We start from the raw sequence: 17,376 nt of genomic DNA, 5'->3' as shown, positions 1-17,376 counted from the left end.
CGAGCCAGCCCAAGGAGCCCAAGCCGCAGGTAGCCGCGGCCAAGGCGACCAATGCAGCTGGCACCTATACGGTTCAGTCGGGCGACACGCTTTCCTCGATTGCCAGGAAAACCGGTGTCGGAGTCGTTGCCATCAAGCAGGCCAACGGCATGCAGGATGGCTTGCTCAAGATCGGCCAGACCCTGAAGGTGCCCGCCGGCGGAACCGCGACCGTCGCCGCCGCCAAGCCGGCCAAGGTCGATCCGGTGACGACGGCCACGACGCAGCCCGCGGCAAAGACCACGCCGTCGGAAACGCTGGCGTCCTACACGCCGCCGAAGAAGGATTCGAAGGTCATCCAGCAGGCCGAGGCCGACGATGCCGTCGCGCCTGACGCCACCGGCATCGGCAAGATGCGCTGGCCGGTGCGCGGTCGCGTGATCTCCGGTTTCGGCTCCGGCAAAGACGGCGTCGACATCGCCGTGCCCTCGGGCACACCGGTCAAGGCAGCCGAGAACGGTGTCGTCATCTATGCCGGCGACGGCCTCAAGGAATTCGGCAACACGGTGCTGGTGCGCCACGAGAATGGCCTGGTCACCGTCTACGGCCACGCCAGCTCGATCGAGGTGCAGCGCGGCCAGAAGGTCAAGCGCGGCCAGGAAATCGCGCTGTCGGGCATGAGCGGCACGACGGACTCGCCGAAGCTGCACTTCGAAGTGCGCAAGAACTCGGCCCCGGTCGATCCCTCGGGTTACCTCGAATAGAAGAAAAAAAGCAATTTGCGGGCCGTCTGACCTCCAGTCCGGCCCGCCGGCTCAGCCCGTTCCGAAAGGAGCGGGCTTTTTCAGTTTCAACGCGACGCGCCAGTCTTCAAGCTTCAAAGATGATCACGCAGAGTGTCGGCGATCATGACGTCAAGGCCGCTGGCCTTGATTCCGAGAAGCGTCTCCGCGTCGGAGGAATCGACCAGCAAGGGATTGTCGAAGAGATAGCTCATCTCGATGAGTTCATGCATGCCCAATGCTTCCATTTCGGGGATGGAATAGGAACGTGTTTCTGGAATTTCACGGTGAAGCATTGCCGCCGTCGTCAGGATGAGTTCCCGGGGTGAGGCGTGTTGCGATGGAGCATGGAACGCCCGTCGCCATTCGCCCGTGTAGCGGGAAGCGGCGACCAGCGTCCTGGCCACGTCCTTCGTGAAGGACCAGGCATGAGTCGCGTCGAGGTTTCCAATGAAAGCAGTCGGCTTCCCCTCGATTATTGAGGGCAGCGCGACCAGTGAGAAAGAGCTGATCGCGCCATGTCCAAGATAATCGCTGGACCGCACTTCGATTGCCGGCACGTCCGCACGGACCGCCCGCTGCCACATGATCGTGCGGGCGGTCCCTTTCTTCGAAGTCGGATCCAGAGACAGGTCGGAGTGAAGCGGGGTATCGGCATGTTTCCCATAGCCATAGAGGTTTCCGAGAACCACAAGCTTCGCGCCGACCGCTTCCGCGGCACGCACGGTGCCGTCGATGATTGGGAAGAAGTCGGTCGGCCACCGGTGATAGGCGGCCATGGCACACATGAAAATGGCGTCGGCGTTTCGGCAGATACGCGCCAGTTCAACGGCATCGGTGGCATCGGCCTGCACCGCCCGGACGTTCCGCAACGCGTTTGAGCCGACACTCCGGCTCGTGAGAACGACATCATGTCCTTCTTCGCCCAGAAGGCGCGCGGTCTCGTGCCCGACCGGGCCTGCTCCGACAACTACATAAAAACTCATGGCTAACCTCTCGTCCAAGCTCGATGGAGAGGCGTAGGTACATGTCCATGGCATTGAAAATCGCGCGGGAATTGCCAATTCTTGGACAGGTTTTGCCAGGAAGCGAGAGAGCATGCATTCGCAGTCTGTTCCGGCCCGATTTCCGCCCGACGTCACAATGGCCTTCTGGCATATCGAAGCGGGCGTCCATCGTCTCTCCAGGGCGGCCCATCATCGCATCATGGTGCATGCAAGCGCGGCGACGCGTTCCTACTGCAATGAGGTTGGTCGATATTTCGTGAGGCGCGCCGGCGATATTGACCTGGTGCCCGCTGGCCAAGAGGGCGGCTTCGAGACCGAAACCCCGTTCGACACGATCGAGATCGCGTTACAACCAGCCCTGATGGAAAGGGTGGCGGCTGAGCTAGGTGGCAAGGCGCGCGCGTTGCCGCTCGACACACGTCATCTGCTTCGTGATCAGCGCATCCAACATCTCGCCCGTGCACTCGAGAGCGATCTCGGCGCAAACTCACCGAGTGGATCTTTGTTTGCCGACAGCATTGGCGCCGCCCTGGCGGTGAGGCTGCTCGGTCTTGAGAATTCCGATGTCGAGCGAACAAACCGGTTGTCAGATGCCCAGCTCAAGCGCGTGTTGGAGCATATCGAAGCTGGCTTGCACGAGCCCCTTTCAATCCAGCGATTGAGCCGAGTTGCCGGGGCGAGCAGCTCGCACTTGCGGGCTTGGTTCAAGGCGGCGACGGGCGTCACCCTGCACCGCTACGTGGTGCGACGTCGCGTCGAACGCGCACGCGCCCTGCTGCAGCGAGGCGATCTCAGCACAAGCGAGGTGGCGGAATTGACGGGCTTTGCGCACCAGTCACATCTGGCGCACTGGATGCGCCGCGAGATCGGCCAAACGCCGCGTGATTTGCGCCGGGCGCAGCCCAAATGATCTTGTCATTGGATGGCGTTGGCGACGCCACCCAACGTGTCAGTCCCTCAGTGGCTTGCCGAGCCGTCCAGCCAGGTCCTGGGTGAACTGCCAGGCGACGCGGCCCGAGCGGCTGCCGCGGGTGGTCGCCCATTCCAGTGCTTCGGCGCGCAGTTGCTCGGGATCCATGACAAGGCCATGGTGCCTGATATAGCCGTCGATCATGTCGAGATATTCATCCTGCGAACATTTGTGGAAGCCGAGCCACAGCCCGAAGCGGTCGGACAGCGACACTTTCTCCTCCACCGCCTCGGACGGGTTGATGGCGGTCGAGCGCTCATTGTCGATCATGTCGCGCGGCAATAGATGGCGGCGGTTCGAAGTGGCATAGAATATGACATTCGCCGGCCGGCCTTCGACGCCGCCTTCGAGCGCGGCTTTGAGCGACTTGTACGAAGTGTCGTCGTGGTCGAAGGAGAGGTCGTCGCAAAACAGGATGAAGCGGAAGGGGGCTGCCTTGAGCAGGCCCATCAGCTTCGGCAGCGTGTCGATGTCCTCGCGATGGATTTCGATCAGCTTCAACGGCAGGTCGGACTTGGCCCTGGCGTTGATTTCGGCATGCACGGCCTTGACCAGCGACGATTTGCCCATGCCGCGCGCGCCCCACAACAACACGTTGTTGGCTGGATAGCCGGCGGCGAAGCGTTCGGTGTTGTCGACAAGGATGTCGCGGACGCGGTCGACGCCGCGGATAAGGCCGATGTCGACGCGGTTGACCTTGCGCACCGGCTCCAGATAGCCCGGATCGGCCTGCCAGACGAAGCAATCGGCCTCGCCGAGGTCGGTTTCGGGCACCGGCGGCGGGGCGAGGCGGCTCACCGCCTCGATCAGCCGGTCGAGTTTCTGGTTCAGGGCTTCAATGCTGCTGTCGGTCATGTCTGTCTTTTGTTTCGCGGTTTCGACATTTGGGAGCGTGAACGTGCCCGATTCCCTCTGATCCAAAACCGGTGGCAACCTTTTCTTCGAGCGTGATCTCTGGCAAACGGTTTCCGTTTGTCTGAGAAAACCGGCTCCCGCTTTTCGCGATCCTGCTCTAACACGGCTCAACAGGCCGTAAAAGCAGCCGATTTGGCTGGCCGCGCAGTTGCATTGACAACTTTACCGACTATATTCCGGCCAAATTTCAAGGGCCGCCAAATTGGCGGCTGTTTTCAAAAATCAGGAGTACCTCGATGTTCGTGACACCGGCATACGCCCAAGGCGTCGGCGCTTCTCCCGACATGTTCATCAGCATTTTGCCGTTTGTCCTGATTTTCGTGATCATGTATTTTCTGATCATCAGGCCGCAGCGCACGCAGCTGAAGAAGCGCGGCGAGATGCTGGCGGCTGTCCGTCGCGGCGACACGGTCGTCACCGGCGGCGGCTTCGTCGGCAAGGTGACCAAGGTGATCGACGACAACGAGCTCGAGATCGACCTCGGTAACGGCTTGAAGGTGACGGCGCTGCGCTCGACGATCGCCGATGTGCGCGTCAAGGGCGAGCCGGTGGCCAACCAAAACGCCAAGAAATAATCCAATTTTAGGCGGAGCGATCCGCGGACACGCTCTGACGGACGACGCCATATGCTGTATTTTTCGCGCTTCAAGATGATCCTGATCTGGGTGGCCGTGGCCATCACGGTGATCCTCGCCGCGCCCAACCTGTTCTCCGCCAGCACGCTGGCGCAACTGCCCAGCTGGGTGCCGAAGCGGCAGATGACGCTCGGCCTCGACCTACAGGGTGGTTCGCACATCCTGCTGGAAATGAACCAGAACGATCTGATCAAGGATCGGCTGGAGACGACGCGCGATGAAATCCGCACGATGCTGCGCGACGCCAAGATCGGCTATACCGGCCTTGCCGGCACGGGGCGGACCCTGCAGGTCCGCATCACCGATCCCGCCCAGATCGATGCCGCCAAGACGGCGCTGAAGACGCTGACCGATCCGGTCGCTGCCGGCCTGTTCACCGGCGGCTCCGTCCAGGAAATGACGCTCGACGATTCCGAGCCCGGCCTGCTCAAGTTCAACGTCACCGACGCCGGCATCAAATACCGCACGTCGACCGCGCTGACGCAGTCGATCGAGGTGGTCGAACGCCGCGTCAACGAACTCGGCACCACCGAACCGATCGTGCAGCGGCAGGGCGACGACCGTATCCTTGTCCAGGTGCCGGGTCTTCAGGACCCGCAGAGACTGAAAGAAATCCTCGGCCAGACCGCCAAGCTGACCTTCCAGATGGTCGACCAGTCGATGCCGGTGCAGGACGCGCTCAATGGCCGTCCGCCCGCCGGCTCGTCGGTGCTGTATTCGCAGGACGATCCGCCGGTTCCGTATCTGATCGAAAATCGCGTCATCGTCTCGGGCGAAAACCTCGTTGACGCACAGGCGACATACAATTCGCAGAACAACGAGCCGGTGGTGTCGTTCCGCTTCGATTCGAAAGGGGCGGCGCGCTTCGGTCAGGCCACGGCGCAGAATGTCGGCAAGCTGTTCGCCATTATCCTCGACAATCAGGTGATATCGGCGCCGCAGATCCGCGAGCCGATCCTCGGCGGCACCGGCCAGATTTCCGGCAATTTCACTGCCCAGAGCGCCAATGACCTTGCGGTGCTGCTGCGCGCCGGTGCGTTGCCCGCAACGCTGACGGTCATCGAAGAACGCACGGTGGGTCCGGGCCTTGGCCAGGATTCGATCCATGCCGGCAAGGTCGCCGGCATCATCGGTTCTATCCTCGTCGTCGCCTTCATGTTCGTCGCCTACGGCTTCCTCGGCTTCCTGGCCAACATCGCGCTGGCGGTGCACGTGGCGATGATCGTCGGCGTGCTCTCGTTGCTTGGCGCTACGCTGACCTTGCCTGGTATCGCCGGTATCGTGCTGACCATCGGCATGGCGGTCGATTCCAACGTGCTGATCTATGAACGTATTCGCGAGGAGCGACGCGCCGGCCGCTCCGTGATCCAGGCGATCGATACCGGTTTCACCAAGGCGCTAGCGACCATCGTCGATTCCAACATCACTTCGCTGATCGCCACTGTGGTGCTGTTCTATCTCGGTACCGGGCCGGTGAAGGGCTTTGCCATCACCTACGCCATCGGCATCCTGACCACGGTCTTCACCGCCTTCACCTTCACCCGCCTGCTGGTCTCGATCTGGCTGCGCCGGGCTCGCCCGAAGGAATTGCCGAAGGCGCCGGTGACCTTCGTTCCACCCGGCACCAAGATCCCCTTCATGGGCATCCGTCGCTGGACCTTTACGCTGTCCAGCGCACTGTCGATCCTGTCGGTGGTGCTCTTCATGACCGTTGGCATCAATTACGGCATCGACTTCAAAGGCGGTTCGCTGATCGAGGTGCAGGCCAAGAGCGGCAATGCCGACCTCGCCGACCTCCGTGCGCGGCTGACCGAGCTCAACATCGGCGAAGTTCAGGTGCAGCAGTTCGGTACGCCGAACGACGTGCTGATCCGCGTCGGGACGCAGGATGGTGGCGAGAATGCCGAGCAGACCGTCATCGACAAGGTACGCGGCGAGCTGCAGGACAATTACGATTTCCGCCGCGTCGAAGTGGTCGGACCGACCGTTTCTGGCGAGCTTGCCAAGCAAGGCACGATCGCCATGCTGATCGCGCTGCTTGGCATCCTGGTCTATGTCTGGTTCCGCTTCGAATGGCAGTTCGCGGTCGGCGCCATCGTGGCGACGGTGCACGATGTGGTCATGACGCTCGGCTTCTTCGTCATCACCGGACTGGAGTTCAACCAGTCATCGCTGGCGGCGATCCTGACGATCATCGGCTATTCGCTGAACGATACGATCGTGGTCTATGACCGTGTTCGAGAGGATTTGCGAAAATACAAGCGCATGCCGCTGCCGCAGCTGTTGAACAACGCCATCAACGAGACGCTGTCGAGAACGACGCTGACTTCGGTGACGACGATCCTGGCGCTGCTGGCGCTGGTGCTGTTCGGCGGCGAGGTGATCCGCTCGTTTACGATGGCCATGCTGTTCGGCGTCGTCTTCGGCACCTATTCGTCCATCTTCATCGCCGCACCGCTGCTGATCCTGTTCAAGCTGAGGCCGCAGGCTTCGGCCGACGAGGAGAAGCCGGTCAATGGCGGCAAGGCGGTCGCGACCTGACGCGCCGCCCCGAAGGGGTATAGCGGTGACCGGCAAAGGCATCGTCATCCGCGAGGCGCATTTTCCGGGCCGCGCGCCGATCGAAGCCTATGGCAATGGCGGGTTCCGCTTTGCCGACATGTCGCATCGCGGTTCGCTCATGTGCCTGCCATCCGGCATCCATGGCTGGGAACCGGCTGATCCTCTGGTGCTGACGGTGGCGGATTTCGACAGGCTGCTGGCTGAGGCCGGCAAGGTCGAGATCCTGCTGGTCGGCATGGGCAGGGATCTCCGGCCATTGCCCGCCGCACTGCGAGCCGCGCTGAAGGCTGCCGGAATTGCGTCCGACCCGATGTCGACCGGTGCCGCGGTACGGACCTACAATGTCCTTCTGGCGGAAGAGCGCGCCGTGGCCGCCGCGCTCATCGCCGTCGATTGACATGTCCCAGAATGCCAAAATCGTCATGGACGCGGTGCGCGCCGCCGACCATGACCGCTATCTGACCGCGCTCTACGCGCCCGACGACAAGCGCGACGCGCTGTTTTCGCTCTACGCCTTCAATGCCGAGATCGCAGGAATCCGCGATCGCATCCATGAAGCGCTGCCGGGCGAGGTGAGGCTGCAATGGTGGCGCGATGTCATTGCCGCTGGCGGAGAAGCGGGTGCCGGCCATCCCACAGCCGAAGCCTTGAACGCCACGATAGCGACGTTCGGCCTGCCGAAGCCGGCCTTCGAGAACATGCTCGATGCACGCATCTTCGACCTCTATGACGACCCGATGCCGTCGCGCACTGACCTGGAAGGCTATTGCGGCGAGACTGCTGCCGCGCTCATCCAGCTTGCGGCGATGGTGCTCGATCCCGTCGGGGCGCCGCGCTTTGCCGATCTGGCGGGCAGGGCAGGCTGTGCGCAGGCGATGACCGGCCTGTTGCTGCTGTTGCCGCTGCATCGCCGGCGCGGACAGTGTTTTGTCCCGGCCGATATTTTGGCGGCGGCGGGATCGTCGCCGGAAGAATTCATTGCTGGTGATGGCGGACCCGGCGCCAAACGCGCGGTGGCGGCGATGATGGCGCTGGCACGGGAACATCTTTCCGCCTTCGAGCAAGGCGCACCGACCTTGCCTGTCTCGCTGCGTCCGGCATTCCTGCCGCTCGCCCTGTCACGTGCCTATCTCGGCAAGATGGAGAATGGTTCGCCGCTCGAAGGCGTGGCGCGGCTGTCGGCCTTGCGCCGGCATTGGCTGCTGCTGCGTCGCGCGAGCAAGGGCTGGCCTGCGCTTTGACGTAAACGTCAATCGTGTTAAGACGTCCCCGCGCCAAACTGTTGCCTAAGACAACAGGCCGGCCCGGAGGAGATGAATTCGATAATGGCAGAGTGCTCGAACGGAACCGTTCGCAAGCCTTGCACGATGTCATCGCGCGATCGGCCGCCACGCGGTGCGTCGCCGATGCTCTGGCAGCGGCCTTCGATGCGTAAGGTTAACTTCAGCTCGACGTCAGGACTTCCACCGGCGTTGACGATATGTCTGAAAATGTCGGCCAGATCGGTCCTGGCACTTTCGCCGTATTCAACCTTAAGCCGCTGAATCATCGCTGCGGCTCAAATACTACGCGGCGAGCTCCCGAAGGTGGTCGCGAATCTCTTCTCCCGAATGGTTCGGCCTCGTGTCCTCGATCGACGCCTGTACCCGCGCCCTGATCGACGCCATGCGCTCGGCGTGCTCTTCCTCTTCACGCTGAAAGGCGCGAAGGGCGGCGCGGATGACCTCGCTCGCCGATCCGAAGGAGCCGTCTTCGACCTTCTCGCGGATCATGCGTGCCATGGCTGGCGTGACTGTGATAGACAGTTTTTCGGCGGGTTCCATGGATGCCTCTCAAGGTGTAAGGTAGGATACTATCCTACTTTACACCAGAGTTCCATCAGAACAGCAAACTACTCTGCAGCTTCGGCCGTTTCCGTTTGCGCCGCCAATCCCAGCCATTGCCGGCAATCGGCGCGTGCGCGCGATGTGATGGCGTGCCGCTTGGCAACAGTCTTGTCCTTGCCGCGCATGCGTTTGCCTTCGGTCTTCGGGGCCTCCACCGGCGGGAACAGGCCGAAATTGACGTTCATCGGCTGGAAAGAGCGCTTGCCCGGCTCATCGTCGGACACGATGTGCCCGCCGGTGATGTGGTTGAGCAGGGCACCGAAGGCCGTGGTCAGCGGCGGCAGGGACGGTGAGTGGCCGAGACGCTCGGCTGCGGCGAAGCGGCCGGCAAGCAGACCGATCGCAGCGCTCTCGACATAGCCTTCGCAGCCGGTGATCTGGCCGGCGAACCGCAGGCCGGGGCGCGACTTCAGCTGCAGCGAGGCATCCAGCAAGGTCGGCGAGTTGATATAGGTGTTGCGGTGCAGGCCGCCGAGGCGGGCGAAATCGGCGTTTTCGAGACCCGGAATGGTGCGGAACACGCGCACCTGCTCGGCATGCTTCAACTTGGTCTGGAAACCGACCATGTTGTAGAGCGTGCCCAGCGCATTGTCCTGGCGCAACTGTACCACGGCATAGGCCTTTACCGTCGGACTGTGGGCATTGGTCAGCCCCATCGGTTTCATCGGTCCGTAGCGCAGCGTCTCGACGCCGCGCTCGGCCATGATCTCGATCGGCAGGCAGCCGTCGAAATAGGGCGTGCCTTCCCATTGCTTGAATTCGGTTTTCTGCCCGTCGACCAGCGCTTGCACGAAGGCTAGGTACTGGTCCTTGTCCATGGGGCAATTGATGTAGTCCTTGCCGGTGCCGCCTGGCCCGACCTTGTCGTAGCGCGACTGGAACCAGCAGGTATCCATGTCGATCGTGTCAAAATGGACGATCGGTGCGATGGCGTCGAAGAAGGCGAGCGCATCGGCGCCGGTCGCTTCCGCGATCGACTGGGCAAGCCCGGGGGCGGTCAACGGACCCGTGGCGACGATCGCCTGGTCCCAATCCGCCGGCGGCAGACCTGGCACTTCCTCCCGCCGGATGGTGATCAGCGGGTGTGCTTCGAGTTTTTTCGTCACGGCATCGGCGAATCCGTCGCGGTCGACGGCCAGCGCGCCGCCGGCCGGAACCTGGTTGGCGTCGCCGGCGCTCATGATCAACGAGCCGGCCAGCCGCATTTCGGCATGCAACAGGCCGACCGCGTTGTTGTCGGCGTCGTCGGAGCGGAAGGAATTGGAACAGACGAGCTCGGCCAGGCTGTCGGTCTTGTGTGCATCGGTGCCGCGAACGGGCCGCATTTCATGCAGGATGACCGGAACGCCGGCCTGCGCTGCCTGCCAGGCGGCTTCGGAACCGGCGAGGCCGCCGCCGATGATGTGGATGGGATTTTTGCTCATGAGCGCCGGAATAATCGCTTGGTGCGGCGATTGCAATTGCCGTGCGCGGTGCGGGGCAAACAGCTGCTGATGGGAGCGCCTCCTGAAACGACAACACCCGCCGGGGGAGGAGGTCCGGCGGGTGTCGTTTTTGGGGTCGACCCTCGGGAGGAGGTGAAGGCCGACCATATTCGTCATCGCCGGGGAGGAGGTCGGCTTTGACGAAATTCCTTTCGCCATTTTTTAGAAGGGGCGAAACCTCTGGAGCAAAATTCGTTTTACTCCGGGGAAACAGCGCCCGCCGCGGGAGGAGGTGCAGCGGGCGCCGTTTTTGTGGCCAACCCTCGGGAGGAGGTGAAGGTTGGGCCTATTCGTCATCGGCGGGGAGGAGGTCGGCTTTGACGAAAACTCTTTCGCCGTTTGAAAAGGGGCGAAACCTTTGGGGCAAAATTCGTTTTGCCTGGGAAACAACGCCCGCCGCGGGAGGAGGTGCGGCGGGCGCCGTTTTTGTGGTCAACCCTTGGGAGGAGGTAAGGGGTGACCGTATTCGTCAAGGTCGGGGAGGAGGTCGACCCTGGCGAAATTCTGGTTAGATCGCCTGGCGGGCGATGATCTTGATTTCGTCGCGGACGATACCGAGATCATGCAGCTGGCGGTTGGAAAGGCGACCCAGCTCGGTAACCGTCTCGCGATAAACGCGCCAGTTACGATAGTTGCGGATCAGGTTCATTGTCGTTCTCTTTTTCAAAACTGGTTCGGACCATTCGCGGTCCGAAGAATTAGACCGCCTTGCGAGCGACGTAAGGAATGTCGCTGCGGCTGATGCCGAGGTCGGTCAGTTCACGGTTGCTCAGGCGGCTCAGCTCGGACACGGTGTCCCTGTAGCGGCGCCAGTTGCGGTAGTTGCGGATCAGGTTCATGGTAGTTCTCGTTTCGTCTTTCTTGCGGATCATTCCGTTTGTGTACGAACTATAAATAGTCGGACCCATATCGATTTAAAAGCGCTATGGCTGCATGGCAGCAATGCAAATTGTGCAATGCAGCATTAACGGGGTTCACGGACCTGACACAAAGAAACCCGAATCGGAAAATGCCGCCGCGTCAACGATTTGACCGGATCGGCTGAAGAAAAGACCAAACTTGGGGGAGACGCAGCATGGCGGGGTATTCGTCGCGGGTCAGGGCGGATATCGCGCGTTGGCTGCAGGCCGGGCTGATTGACGCCGCCACAGCCGATTCGCTTTCGCGCGATGTCGAGGCCAACGCGCGCGAGTCGCTCAGCTTCGGCTCTATCCTGGCAATGATGGCCGCCTTGCTTTTCGGCGCCGCCATCCTGATTTTCGTCGCCGCCAACTGGGACGCGATCCCGAGGCTAGCGCGCGTGGCGGCACTGTTTGCCGTCATCCTTGGTGGCTATGTCGGCGGCGCGGTGCTGAAGGCCCGCAACCATGCGGCGATCGGGGAAGCGCTCTGGGTCGTGGCGGCCGCGGCTTTCGGCGGCTCGATCGCGCTGATCGGCCAGATGTATCATCTCTCGGGCGACGAGGCGTCTGCTCTGGTCACCTGGGGCGCCGGCACGGCGCTGGCGGCGGTTGCGCTGCGTTCGAATCCGCTGACGGTCGCTTCGGTCGGCATCGCCGATGCCTGGCTGTTCCTCAAAGGCTTCGACTACTACAGCCGCAGCGAATTTCCGCATGCCTTCGTGATCATGGCGATCGTGCTGTTTGCCGTCTCGTTCTGGACCCGCAGCCAGGCGGCGCGCCACCTGATCATCCTGTCGGTTCTGTTCTATCTTGTGCTGCTGGTCACCAACCACGACACGCTGCAGGTGGCTTTCCCGCTGGTCGTCGTCTCGGCGCTGCTGTTCGCGGCCTCGGTCTTCGCGCCGGATCCGGTCGACCGGGTCGTGCAGCTCGGCGGCCGCTTGCCCTTGCACGCACTGCTCGGCTTCCTCACCGGCCTCGCAATGATCCAGTTCGAACTCGCCGACGAGAGCACCTACAACAGCGGTTTTGCCTTCGCTTCGGTGATCGCGCTTGCAGGCATTGTCGCCGCAATCGTGCTGGCAGGGCGGGAAAGCCGTGGGCTGCGCTGGTTTGCCTATCTTGGCTTCGCCTTCGAACTCGCCATCATCTATGTGGTGACCTTGCAATCGATGCTCGATACGGCCGGCTTCTTCCTGGCCGCCGCGGTGCTGCTCGGCATCCTTGCGATCGTCATCATCCGCGTGGAAAAACGCATGAAGGGTCCAGATGCCAAAGGAGCCACGGCATGATCACCGGGAAAAGGCTTGTCATCTCGGCACTGGTGCTGGCGCTCGTTCAAATCGGCTTCCTGAGCTGGATCATCGCCGGCCGCGCGGCGATCCTGCGCAACGGCAAGGAAGTGCTGCTGAAGATCGAACCTGTCGATCCGCGCGACCTCCTGCGCGGCGACTATATTATCCTGGGCTACGATATTTCGCGCATACCGGTGAAAATGATCGCCAACATTCCGCCCGACAAATTTTCAAGCGAGGACACCTCAATTGTCGTGCGCCTGAAGAAGGGCTCCGACAGCTATTGGCAGCCGACGACAGCCTGGTTCGGCAAGGCACCGACGCCGGCCGCTGCCGACGAGGCCGATATATCAGGCCACGTCGCCGAGGGCTGGGACCTTCGCGGCGAAGAGGCGACCATCGCGCCGGACTACGGTGTCGAGCGCTTCTATCTGCCGGAAGGCGAGGGGATGGCAATCCAGAACGACATGCGGGTGCGGCCGTTCGGCATCCGTCTTGCGCTCGCCGGCGACGGCACCGCGCAGATCAAGGCGCTGGTGGACGGCGACAAGACGCTGTTCGAGGAACCACTCTACTAAAGCCCCTTAATTCCAGCGGTGTGAAGCATGCCAGTTAGCCTGTCGACGCGTGAGGACATCAACCTCGACACTGTTTTCCGCGTCGCCTGGAAGAAGGACACGGTGGCGATCGGCGAGAAGGCGTTGCAGCGCATCGCCGAATGCCGCGCTTCGTTTCTCAGGCTGATTGAATCCGATCCGCCACCGGTCATCTATGGCGTCACCACCGCCATGGGAGAGCTGGCGAGCCGCAAGCTCGAACTCGACGAGCGTGATCGCCATGCGCGCATCAAGGCGTTTGCCGCCGCCACCTCGTTCGGCGATCCCTTGCCGGATCGCGTGGTCAGGGCGATCGTGCTTGCCCGGCTGACGAATTTCATCGAGGGCAACGCCGCCACAACGCCGCGCATCGCGCTTGCCGTGGCCGCTATGCTCGACGGTGGGCCGATGCCAACGGTGCCGGCCTCCGGCCAGGGCGGCGCCGGTGAGATCCTGGCGCTCTACCCCTTGTTTGCAGAACTTTCGACGCGCTTCGACCTTGAGGTCAAGGAACGCGGCTCGCTGATCAACGGCTCGCCTTGCGCTGCTGCTCTGGTGGCAGACGCAGCGCTCGCGGCGCGCCGCCGGATCCGCATGGCGCATCAGGTGTTCGCGCTGTCGATCGAGGCGTTTCGTGCCCCGCTCGAACACTATGACGCCGCCCTCGACACGCTCTGGGGCGATGAGCATGAGGCCGCGGCCCTGCAGGGTTTGCGGGAATTTCTGGTTGGCGCCGGCGATGGGCGACGCAATTATCAGGCGCCGGTCAGCTACCGCATCGTGCCGCGCGTCCTCGGCCAGGCGCATCGTGCGCTGTCGTCGACCGAGCAGGCAGCCACTGTGTCGCTGGCCTCTATATCGGACAATCCGGTCTACATCCCGCCCGACGATGCACATCCGCTCGGCCGCTGCATCTCGACCGGCGGCTATCACAACGCCATGGTGACGCCGGCACTGGATGATCTGGCGGCGATATGGGCCGACATCTGCCTGCTTTGTGATCGCCACGCCTCCAAGCTGCTCAACGGCAAGGTGTCGCTGCTGCCCGATCTGCTGATGACCGCACGTCACTCAGCCGACAGCGACGGCCACGGCAATGTCGGCTACGTGCCGATGGCGATCACCGGCTATCTTGAGCAGGCCAAGCTGGCCGCACAGCGCACCTTCATTCCAGGAACGGAATCGGCCGGCGCGGGGCAGGACGATGTCGCCACGACGGCGTTCTTCGCATGGACCAAGGAGGCAACCGCCGGCCGCTGCGTCGATGCCGCCATGGCGATGCTGGCGATGATCGCCTCGCAGGCGCTGCACGTCACCGAACGGACGCCGCCGCCAGCACTGCGCTCCTTCGTCGATCAAATCAGAGCTATCGTGCCGCCTGTCGGCGCCGATCGTGTGCTGGGGCCGGAACTTGCCAGGCTGGCGGAATGGTTCACACAGAAAGTGTTCGAGGCGTAGAGATGCCAACAAGCCGTGGCTGGTGAAATTGGTGCGCCTGAACGGATAAAATTCGAACCGGTCCTCCTTCGCCAAGGCTTCGGAGGACGCTCCTTCGCTCTTCGAGCTTCAGGTGGCCCGCCACCCGAAGCTCGAAGAGAGAAAGGTGGTGCGGACGACGGGAATCGAACCCGTACGATCAGAGATCGAGGGATTTTAAGTCCCTTGCGTCTACCAATTCCGCCACGTCCGCAGGCTACGATTACAAGCACTTAAGCGAATACAGGTCCAGTCGCTCGAGCCTAGTTGGCACCGGATTGGCACCGAAGGCCTGATTACTGTTCTGCGCCCGTTCTCATCGCAGCTTCGATCGCCGCCGCCGCGCCTTCGTCCGACCGTTTGAAAAGGTGGGCGTAGACCGACAGCGTGACCACAGGTGACGCATGCCCCAGACGCCGGCTGATTGCAACCACGTCGAGCCCGCTGGCGATGAGTGCCGAGGCGTGTGTGTGCCGTAGGTCGTGGAAGCGAACCTTGGGGCAAGTGGCCTCTGGCTTTGACCTCAGACGGTCGATGGCGTCGCGCCATTGTCCAGAGACTTTTGACGGCGCTATCGCTTCGCCTTCAGGTCCGCAGAACACGAGAGCATCTTTCCCAGGCTTCCCGAGCCCCAACGCAATGCGCTGCTCAAGCTGACGCTTCCTGTGAACCTTTAGGGCATCAATGACGCTGGCCGGCAACGATATGGTGCGGATGCCACTCTTCGACTTCGGAGCCTTGAATCTCAGCCCTGTGGCCTTCGTTTCCTCTAAGCTGCGCTCAACGCGGAGCGATCCCTTGTCGAGATCGATGTCGGCCCATTGCAGCCCCATGATCTCGCCCTGGCGCATTCCGGTGCCGACGGCGACAGTTGCGACCGGCGACAGCCAGTGGCCTTGAAGGGCCTCTAGAAGCGGCGCGATCTGTCCTTGTTGCAGGATCTGGATCTCGACATGGTCAGCCTTCGGCAGTTTCCGGCCGGACGCGACGTTGCGGGATATCTTTTCGTCTTCGAACGCTCTTGCGAGCGCTAGGTGGAGAACCCTGTGGGCCTGACGGACGGTCGCCGGCGACAACGGGCCGCCATCCTTGCCGCCTTCCTTCCGCAAGGTGTTGTGCCATCCAGACACATGGGCAGGCCGCAGTTGTTGCAGGATGAGTGAACCGAGGTGCGGAACGATTTGATTTTCGACCAGCTTCCCAAAGCGCTCCTTTGTCGTAGGCGCAAGATCGGCGTTGCCATCGAGCCAGCCGCGGACATACACCGCAACCGTCTCCTTTGAGTTGGCGACATAGTTGCCGCCGTCGATCTGATTGAGGCGTTTCGAAAGCTCGGCTTCGGCTTCTTTTTTCGTGCCGCGCACCGTAACAAACTCTGTCAGCCGCTTGCCGGTGACGGGGTCGGTTCCGTTGTCGAACTTCAGTCGCCACGATGCTTTGCCGCGACGGGTGATGTTACCTCGCATCGTCGTCGCCCCCAGTGCTGTCTGCGCCAACGCGCAGGATATCGATCTCGCGGACCATGGCGCTTAGGTTGATGATAAGCGCGCGACGTGTGCCGTTCAGTCGGATCGATCCCGTTGTCTTCCATGAGTACGGTATTCCGTCGCCCTCAGTGAGCGTTGCCGACATCAGCGCTGGCACCGAATAGAAACAAAGCTCATCGCGGCCGGCACCCTTCGGCGCCTCTTGAAAATGCGTAAATATGTCCGGCCAGTTCTCTCTGATGAAAGAGACAACCGCTGTAGGATCGATTCCGAACTCTGCAAGTTCCAGGCAAAACGCCCATTGGTACACCTGTTCGTCGTGGTACCAGATTTTCTTGCCGGTGCCGGGGTGAGAGCCAAGCGGAACCCCAAGCCGCTTTAGATGCTTCAGCCTGCCTCGGAAGGCTTTGGCCTGAACGTCATCGCCGAGAGAGAACATTCTGGCGAGTATCGTTTCCGCACTTGCATAGCTCATCATGGTGGTGGGCATCCTCTCTGTCTGTCCCCGATGGGTACGTCCGGTTAGTGTAAGTGCGCACTTGACGTTTGTAAACCCGTCCTTTATCTATTAGTGCATCCGTGCACCAACGGATGTTGCAACGCCGTGAGGCGTAGCGTCCCACTGATGGAGTCCATTATGACTGAGATCATTCGTCGTACCCTGACCATCGCCGAAGCGGCGAAGGTGTTGGGCATTGGCCGCAATGCGGCTTACGAGGCCGCCCATCGCGGCGACCTGCAAGTTATCAAAATCGGGAAACGCCTCCTCGTATCGACCGCATGGATCGAGCGCACGCTTGCGGGGGAGGTGGAATAATGCAGACCGACCTCCACCCGGCACCGCTGGCAGGCGGCAACCGGGCTGATTTCGAAACAGACAGACAGGTAGTTTGCGTTTTGGAAATTAGCCGCAATCCCGTCTATTTTCAAGCAAAACGATTGCAATCCAAATTTCGTATTTCGTGGGCCCTGGCCAGCGTAGCTGCTGAGCACGTCTATGGGCGGGCCAGCCGATGAACGAGATCAATCTCGAACCAGCAGCCGTTCCTGGCGCCGTCGTGGCGGCTGTCCGCGTAGCTCGCACAAGCCTGATGGACGCGCAGTTTCGTCTCGATGACCATGGAGGCTTTCACTGCCGTCTCCTCGATGGGCTGAGCGATGGCGCTGCAACCTTGCTGGCAGAATGGGCTGGCCGCAGCCGACCCAGCATCGCCGAGGAGTTGCCTGCTTACATAGTCGCCGCCGCAATCGAATGGCGCCGGACACAGAGGAGGGGCTATTGATGGAGGATTTCGCCGCCGAACTGCTCGACGAGGTTTACACCTTTGTCGGTCGGTTCGTTGCCTATCCCTCGGAGGCCGCGCACGTCGCGCACGTCCTCTGGATCTGTCTCTTATACA

Annotated in this window: 21 protein-coding genes and 1 tRNA gene; 12 read left to right on the top strand and 10 right to left on the bottom strand. The window is 62.0% G+C overall.

Annotation, left to right across the window (positions count from 1 at the left end; genetic code table 11):
• A partial coding sequence (locus EOB59_RS36650) for a M23 family metallopeptidase (protein WP_245486733.1) occupies positions 1-743 on the top strand: 743 nt, incomplete at its 5' end.
• A gap of 113 nt (positions 744-856) precedes the next feature.
• On the opposite strand, the gene EOB59_RS24675 is transcribed toward EOB59_RS36650, so the two are convergent.
• On the bottom strand, positions 857-1,747 hold the full coding sequence (locus tag EOB59_RS24675) for an NAD-dependent epimerase/dehydratase family protein (protein ID WP_128289444.1): 891 nt from the start codon (positions 1,745-1,747) through the stop codon (positions 857-859).
• A gap of 112 nt (positions 1,748-1,859) precedes the next feature.
• On the opposite strand from EOB59_RS24675, the gene EOB59_RS24670 reads away from it, so the two are divergent.
• Positions 1,860-2,678 (top strand): AraC family transcriptional regulator, encoded by an 819-nt coding sequence (locus EOB59_RS24670; RefSeq protein ID WP_127408836.1) that lies wholly within the window; start codon positions 1,860-1,862, stop codon positions 2,676-2,678.
• Between the two features lie 39 nt (positions 2,679-2,717).
• Here EOB59_RS24670 and EOB59_RS24665 read toward each other — a convergent pair whose 3' ends face one another.
• On the bottom strand, positions 2,718-3,593 hold the full coding sequence (locus EOB59_RS24665; protein WP_128289443.1) for an ATP-binding protein: 876 nt from the start codon (positions 3,591-3,593) through the stop codon (positions 2,718-2,720).
• Between the two features lie 296 nt (positions 3,594-3,889).
• Here EOB59_RS24665 and yajC point away from each other — a divergent pair, with 296 nt between their 5' ends.
• Genes yajC through EOB59_RS24645 form a run of 4 tightly spaced genes read left to right on the top strand, consistent with a single transcriptional unit; the run spans position 3,890 to position 8,091 of the window.
• Positions 3,890-4,228, top strand: coding sequence for a preprotein translocase subunit YajC (gene yajC / locus EOB59_RS24660; protein ID WP_127270542.1), 339 nt, complete (start codon positions 3,890-3,892; stop codon positions 4,226-4,228).
• Between the two features lie 51 nt (positions 4,229-4,279).
• Positions 4,280-6,829 carry a protein translocase subunit SecDF gene (secDF, locus tag EOB59_RS24655; protein ID WP_128289442.1) on the top strand — a complete coding sequence of 850 codons (2,550 nt, stop codon included), beginning with the start codon at positions 4,280-4,282 and terminating at the stop codon, positions 6,827-6,829.
• Between the two features lie 25 nt (positions 6,830-6,854).
• On the top strand, positions 6,855-7,247 hold the full coding sequence (locus EOB59_RS24650; protein ID WP_128289441.1) for an Mth938-like domain-containing protein: 393 nt from the start codon (positions 6,855-6,857) through the stop codon (positions 7,245-7,247).
• A gap of 1 nt (position 7,248) precedes the next feature.
• Complete coding sequence (locus EOB59_RS24645) at positions 7,249-8,091, top strand: phytoene/squalene synthase family protein (protein ID WP_164748857.1); 843 nt, start codon at positions 7,249-7,251, stop codon at positions 8,089-8,091.
• 17 nt (positions 8,092-8,108) lie between these two features.
• On the opposite strand, the gene EOB59_RS24640 is transcribed toward EOB59_RS24645, so the two are convergent.
• The 5 genes from EOB59_RS24640 to EOB59_RS24620 all read right to left on the bottom strand — a co-directional run bounded on the left by EOB59_RS24640 (position 8,109) and on the right by EOB59_RS24620 (position 11,059).
• Entirely contained in the window at positions 8,109-8,399 is a 291-nt protein-coding gene (locus EOB59_RS24640) for a type II toxin-antitoxin system RelE/ParE family toxin (protein ID WP_128289440.1), read from the bottom strand.
• Positions 8,400-8,415: 16 nt separating this feature from the next.
• A complete protein-coding gene (locus EOB59_RS24635) occupies positions 8,416-8,673 on the bottom strand; it encodes a type II toxin-antitoxin system ParD family antitoxin (RefSeq protein ID WP_128289439.1) in 258 nt (85 codons plus the stop codon).
• A gap of 68 nt (positions 8,674-8,741) precedes the next feature.
• On the bottom strand, positions 8,742-10,160 hold the full coding sequence (gene trmFO, locus EOB59_RS24630; RefSeq protein WP_127810266.1) for a methylenetetrahydrofolate--tRNA-(uracil(54)-C(5))-methyltransferase (FADH(2)-oxidizing) TrmFO: 1,419 nt from the start codon (positions 10,158-10,160) through the stop codon (positions 8,742-8,744).
• A 568-nt stretch (positions 10,161-10,728) separates the two neighbouring features.
• A complete protein-coding gene (locus EOB59_RS24625; protein ID WP_013531314.1) occupies positions 10,729-10,869 on the bottom strand; it encodes a DUF1127 domain-containing protein in 141 nt (46 codons plus the stop codon).
• Positions 10,870-10,918: 49 nt separating this feature from the next.
• On the bottom strand, positions 10,919-11,059 hold the full coding sequence (locus tag EOB59_RS24620; protein ID WP_013531315.1) for a DUF1127 domain-containing protein: 141 nt from the start codon (positions 11,057-11,059) through the stop codon (positions 10,919-10,921).
• Between the two features lie 236 nt (positions 11,060-11,295).
• Here EOB59_RS24620 and EOB59_RS24615 point away from each other — a divergent pair, with 236 nt between their 5' ends.
• The 3 genes from EOB59_RS24615 to EOB59_RS24605 are packed head-to-tail and all read left to right on the top strand — an operon-like array spanning position 11,296 to position 14,471.
• Positions 11,296-12,414 carry a DUF2157 domain-containing protein gene (locus EOB59_RS24615; protein ID WP_127810267.1) on the top strand — a complete coding sequence of 373 codons (1,119 nt, stop codon included), beginning with the start codon at positions 11,296-11,298 and terminating at the stop codon, positions 12,412-12,414.
• Positions 12,411-12,995, top strand: coding sequence for a GDYXXLXY domain-containing protein (locus tag EOB59_RS24610; RefSeq protein WP_127810268.1), 585 nt, complete (start codon positions 12,411-12,413; stop codon positions 12,993-12,995). The genes EOB59_RS24615 and EOB59_RS24610 overlap by 4 nt, the downstream gene beginning before the upstream one ends.
• A gap of 27 nt (positions 12,996-13,022) precedes the next feature.
• A complete protein-coding gene (locus EOB59_RS24605; protein ID WP_128289438.1) occupies positions 13,023-14,471 on the top strand; it encodes an aromatic amino acid lyase in 1,449 nt (482 codons plus the stop codon).
• A 146-nt stretch (positions 14,472-14,617) separates the two neighbouring features.
• Here EOB59_RS24605 and EOB59_RS24600 read toward each other — a convergent pair.
• From EOB59_RS24600 to EOB59_RS24590, 3 genes are all read right to left on the bottom strand, one after another.
• A tRNA-Leu gene (locus tag EOB59_RS24600) sits at positions 14,618-14,703 on the bottom strand.
• Between the two features lie 82 nt (positions 14,704-14,785).
• Entirely contained in the window at positions 14,786-15,955 is a 1,170-nt protein-coding gene (locus EOB59_RS24595) for a site-specific integrase (RefSeq protein ID WP_128289437.1), read from the bottom strand.
• Positions 15,945-16,454, bottom strand: a complete 510-nt coding sequence (locus EOB59_RS24590) for a hypothetical protein (protein WP_128289436.1) — start codon at positions 16,452-16,454, stop codon at positions 15,945-15,947. The genes EOB59_RS24595 and EOB59_RS24590 overlap by 11 nt, the downstream gene beginning before the upstream one ends.
• A 159-nt stretch (positions 16,455-16,613) precedes the next feature.
• On the opposite strand from EOB59_RS24590, the gene EOB59_RS24585 reads away from it, so the two are divergent.
• From EOB59_RS24585 to EOB59_RS24575, 3 genes are read left to right on the top strand one after another with little or no spacing between them, the layout of a single operon-like run.
• A complete protein-coding gene (locus EOB59_RS24585) occupies positions 16,614-16,793 on the top strand; it encodes a helix-turn-helix domain-containing protein (protein WP_128289435.1) in 180 nt (59 codons plus the stop codon).
• Positions 16,793-16,993, top strand: coding sequence for a hypothetical protein (locus tag EOB59_RS24580; protein ID WP_128289434.1), 201 nt, complete (start codon positions 16,793-16,795; stop codon positions 16,991-16,993). Before EOB59_RS24585 ends, EOB59_RS24580 begins: the two co-directional genes overlap by 1 nt.
• The gene (locus tag EOB59_RS24575; protein ID WP_128289433.1) at positions 16,990-17,259 is read left to right on the top strand and encodes a hypothetical protein; all 270 of its coding nucleotides are present in this window, start codon (positions 16,990-16,992) and stop codon (positions 17,257-17,259) included. The genes EOB59_RS24580 and EOB59_RS24575 overlap by 4 nt, the downstream gene beginning before the upstream one ends.
• Positions 17,260-17,376: the final 117 nt, after the last annotated feature.

It is taken from the genome of Mesorhizobium sp. M7A.F.Ca.MR.176.00.0.0 (genome assembly GCF_004023165.1).
GTDB lineage: Bacteria > Pseudomonadota > Alphaproteobacteria > Rhizobiales > Rhizobiaceae > Mesorhizobium.
The sequence above is the reverse complement of the archived record's forward strand: the minus strand, read 5'-3'. Positions and strand labels throughout refer to the sequence as shown.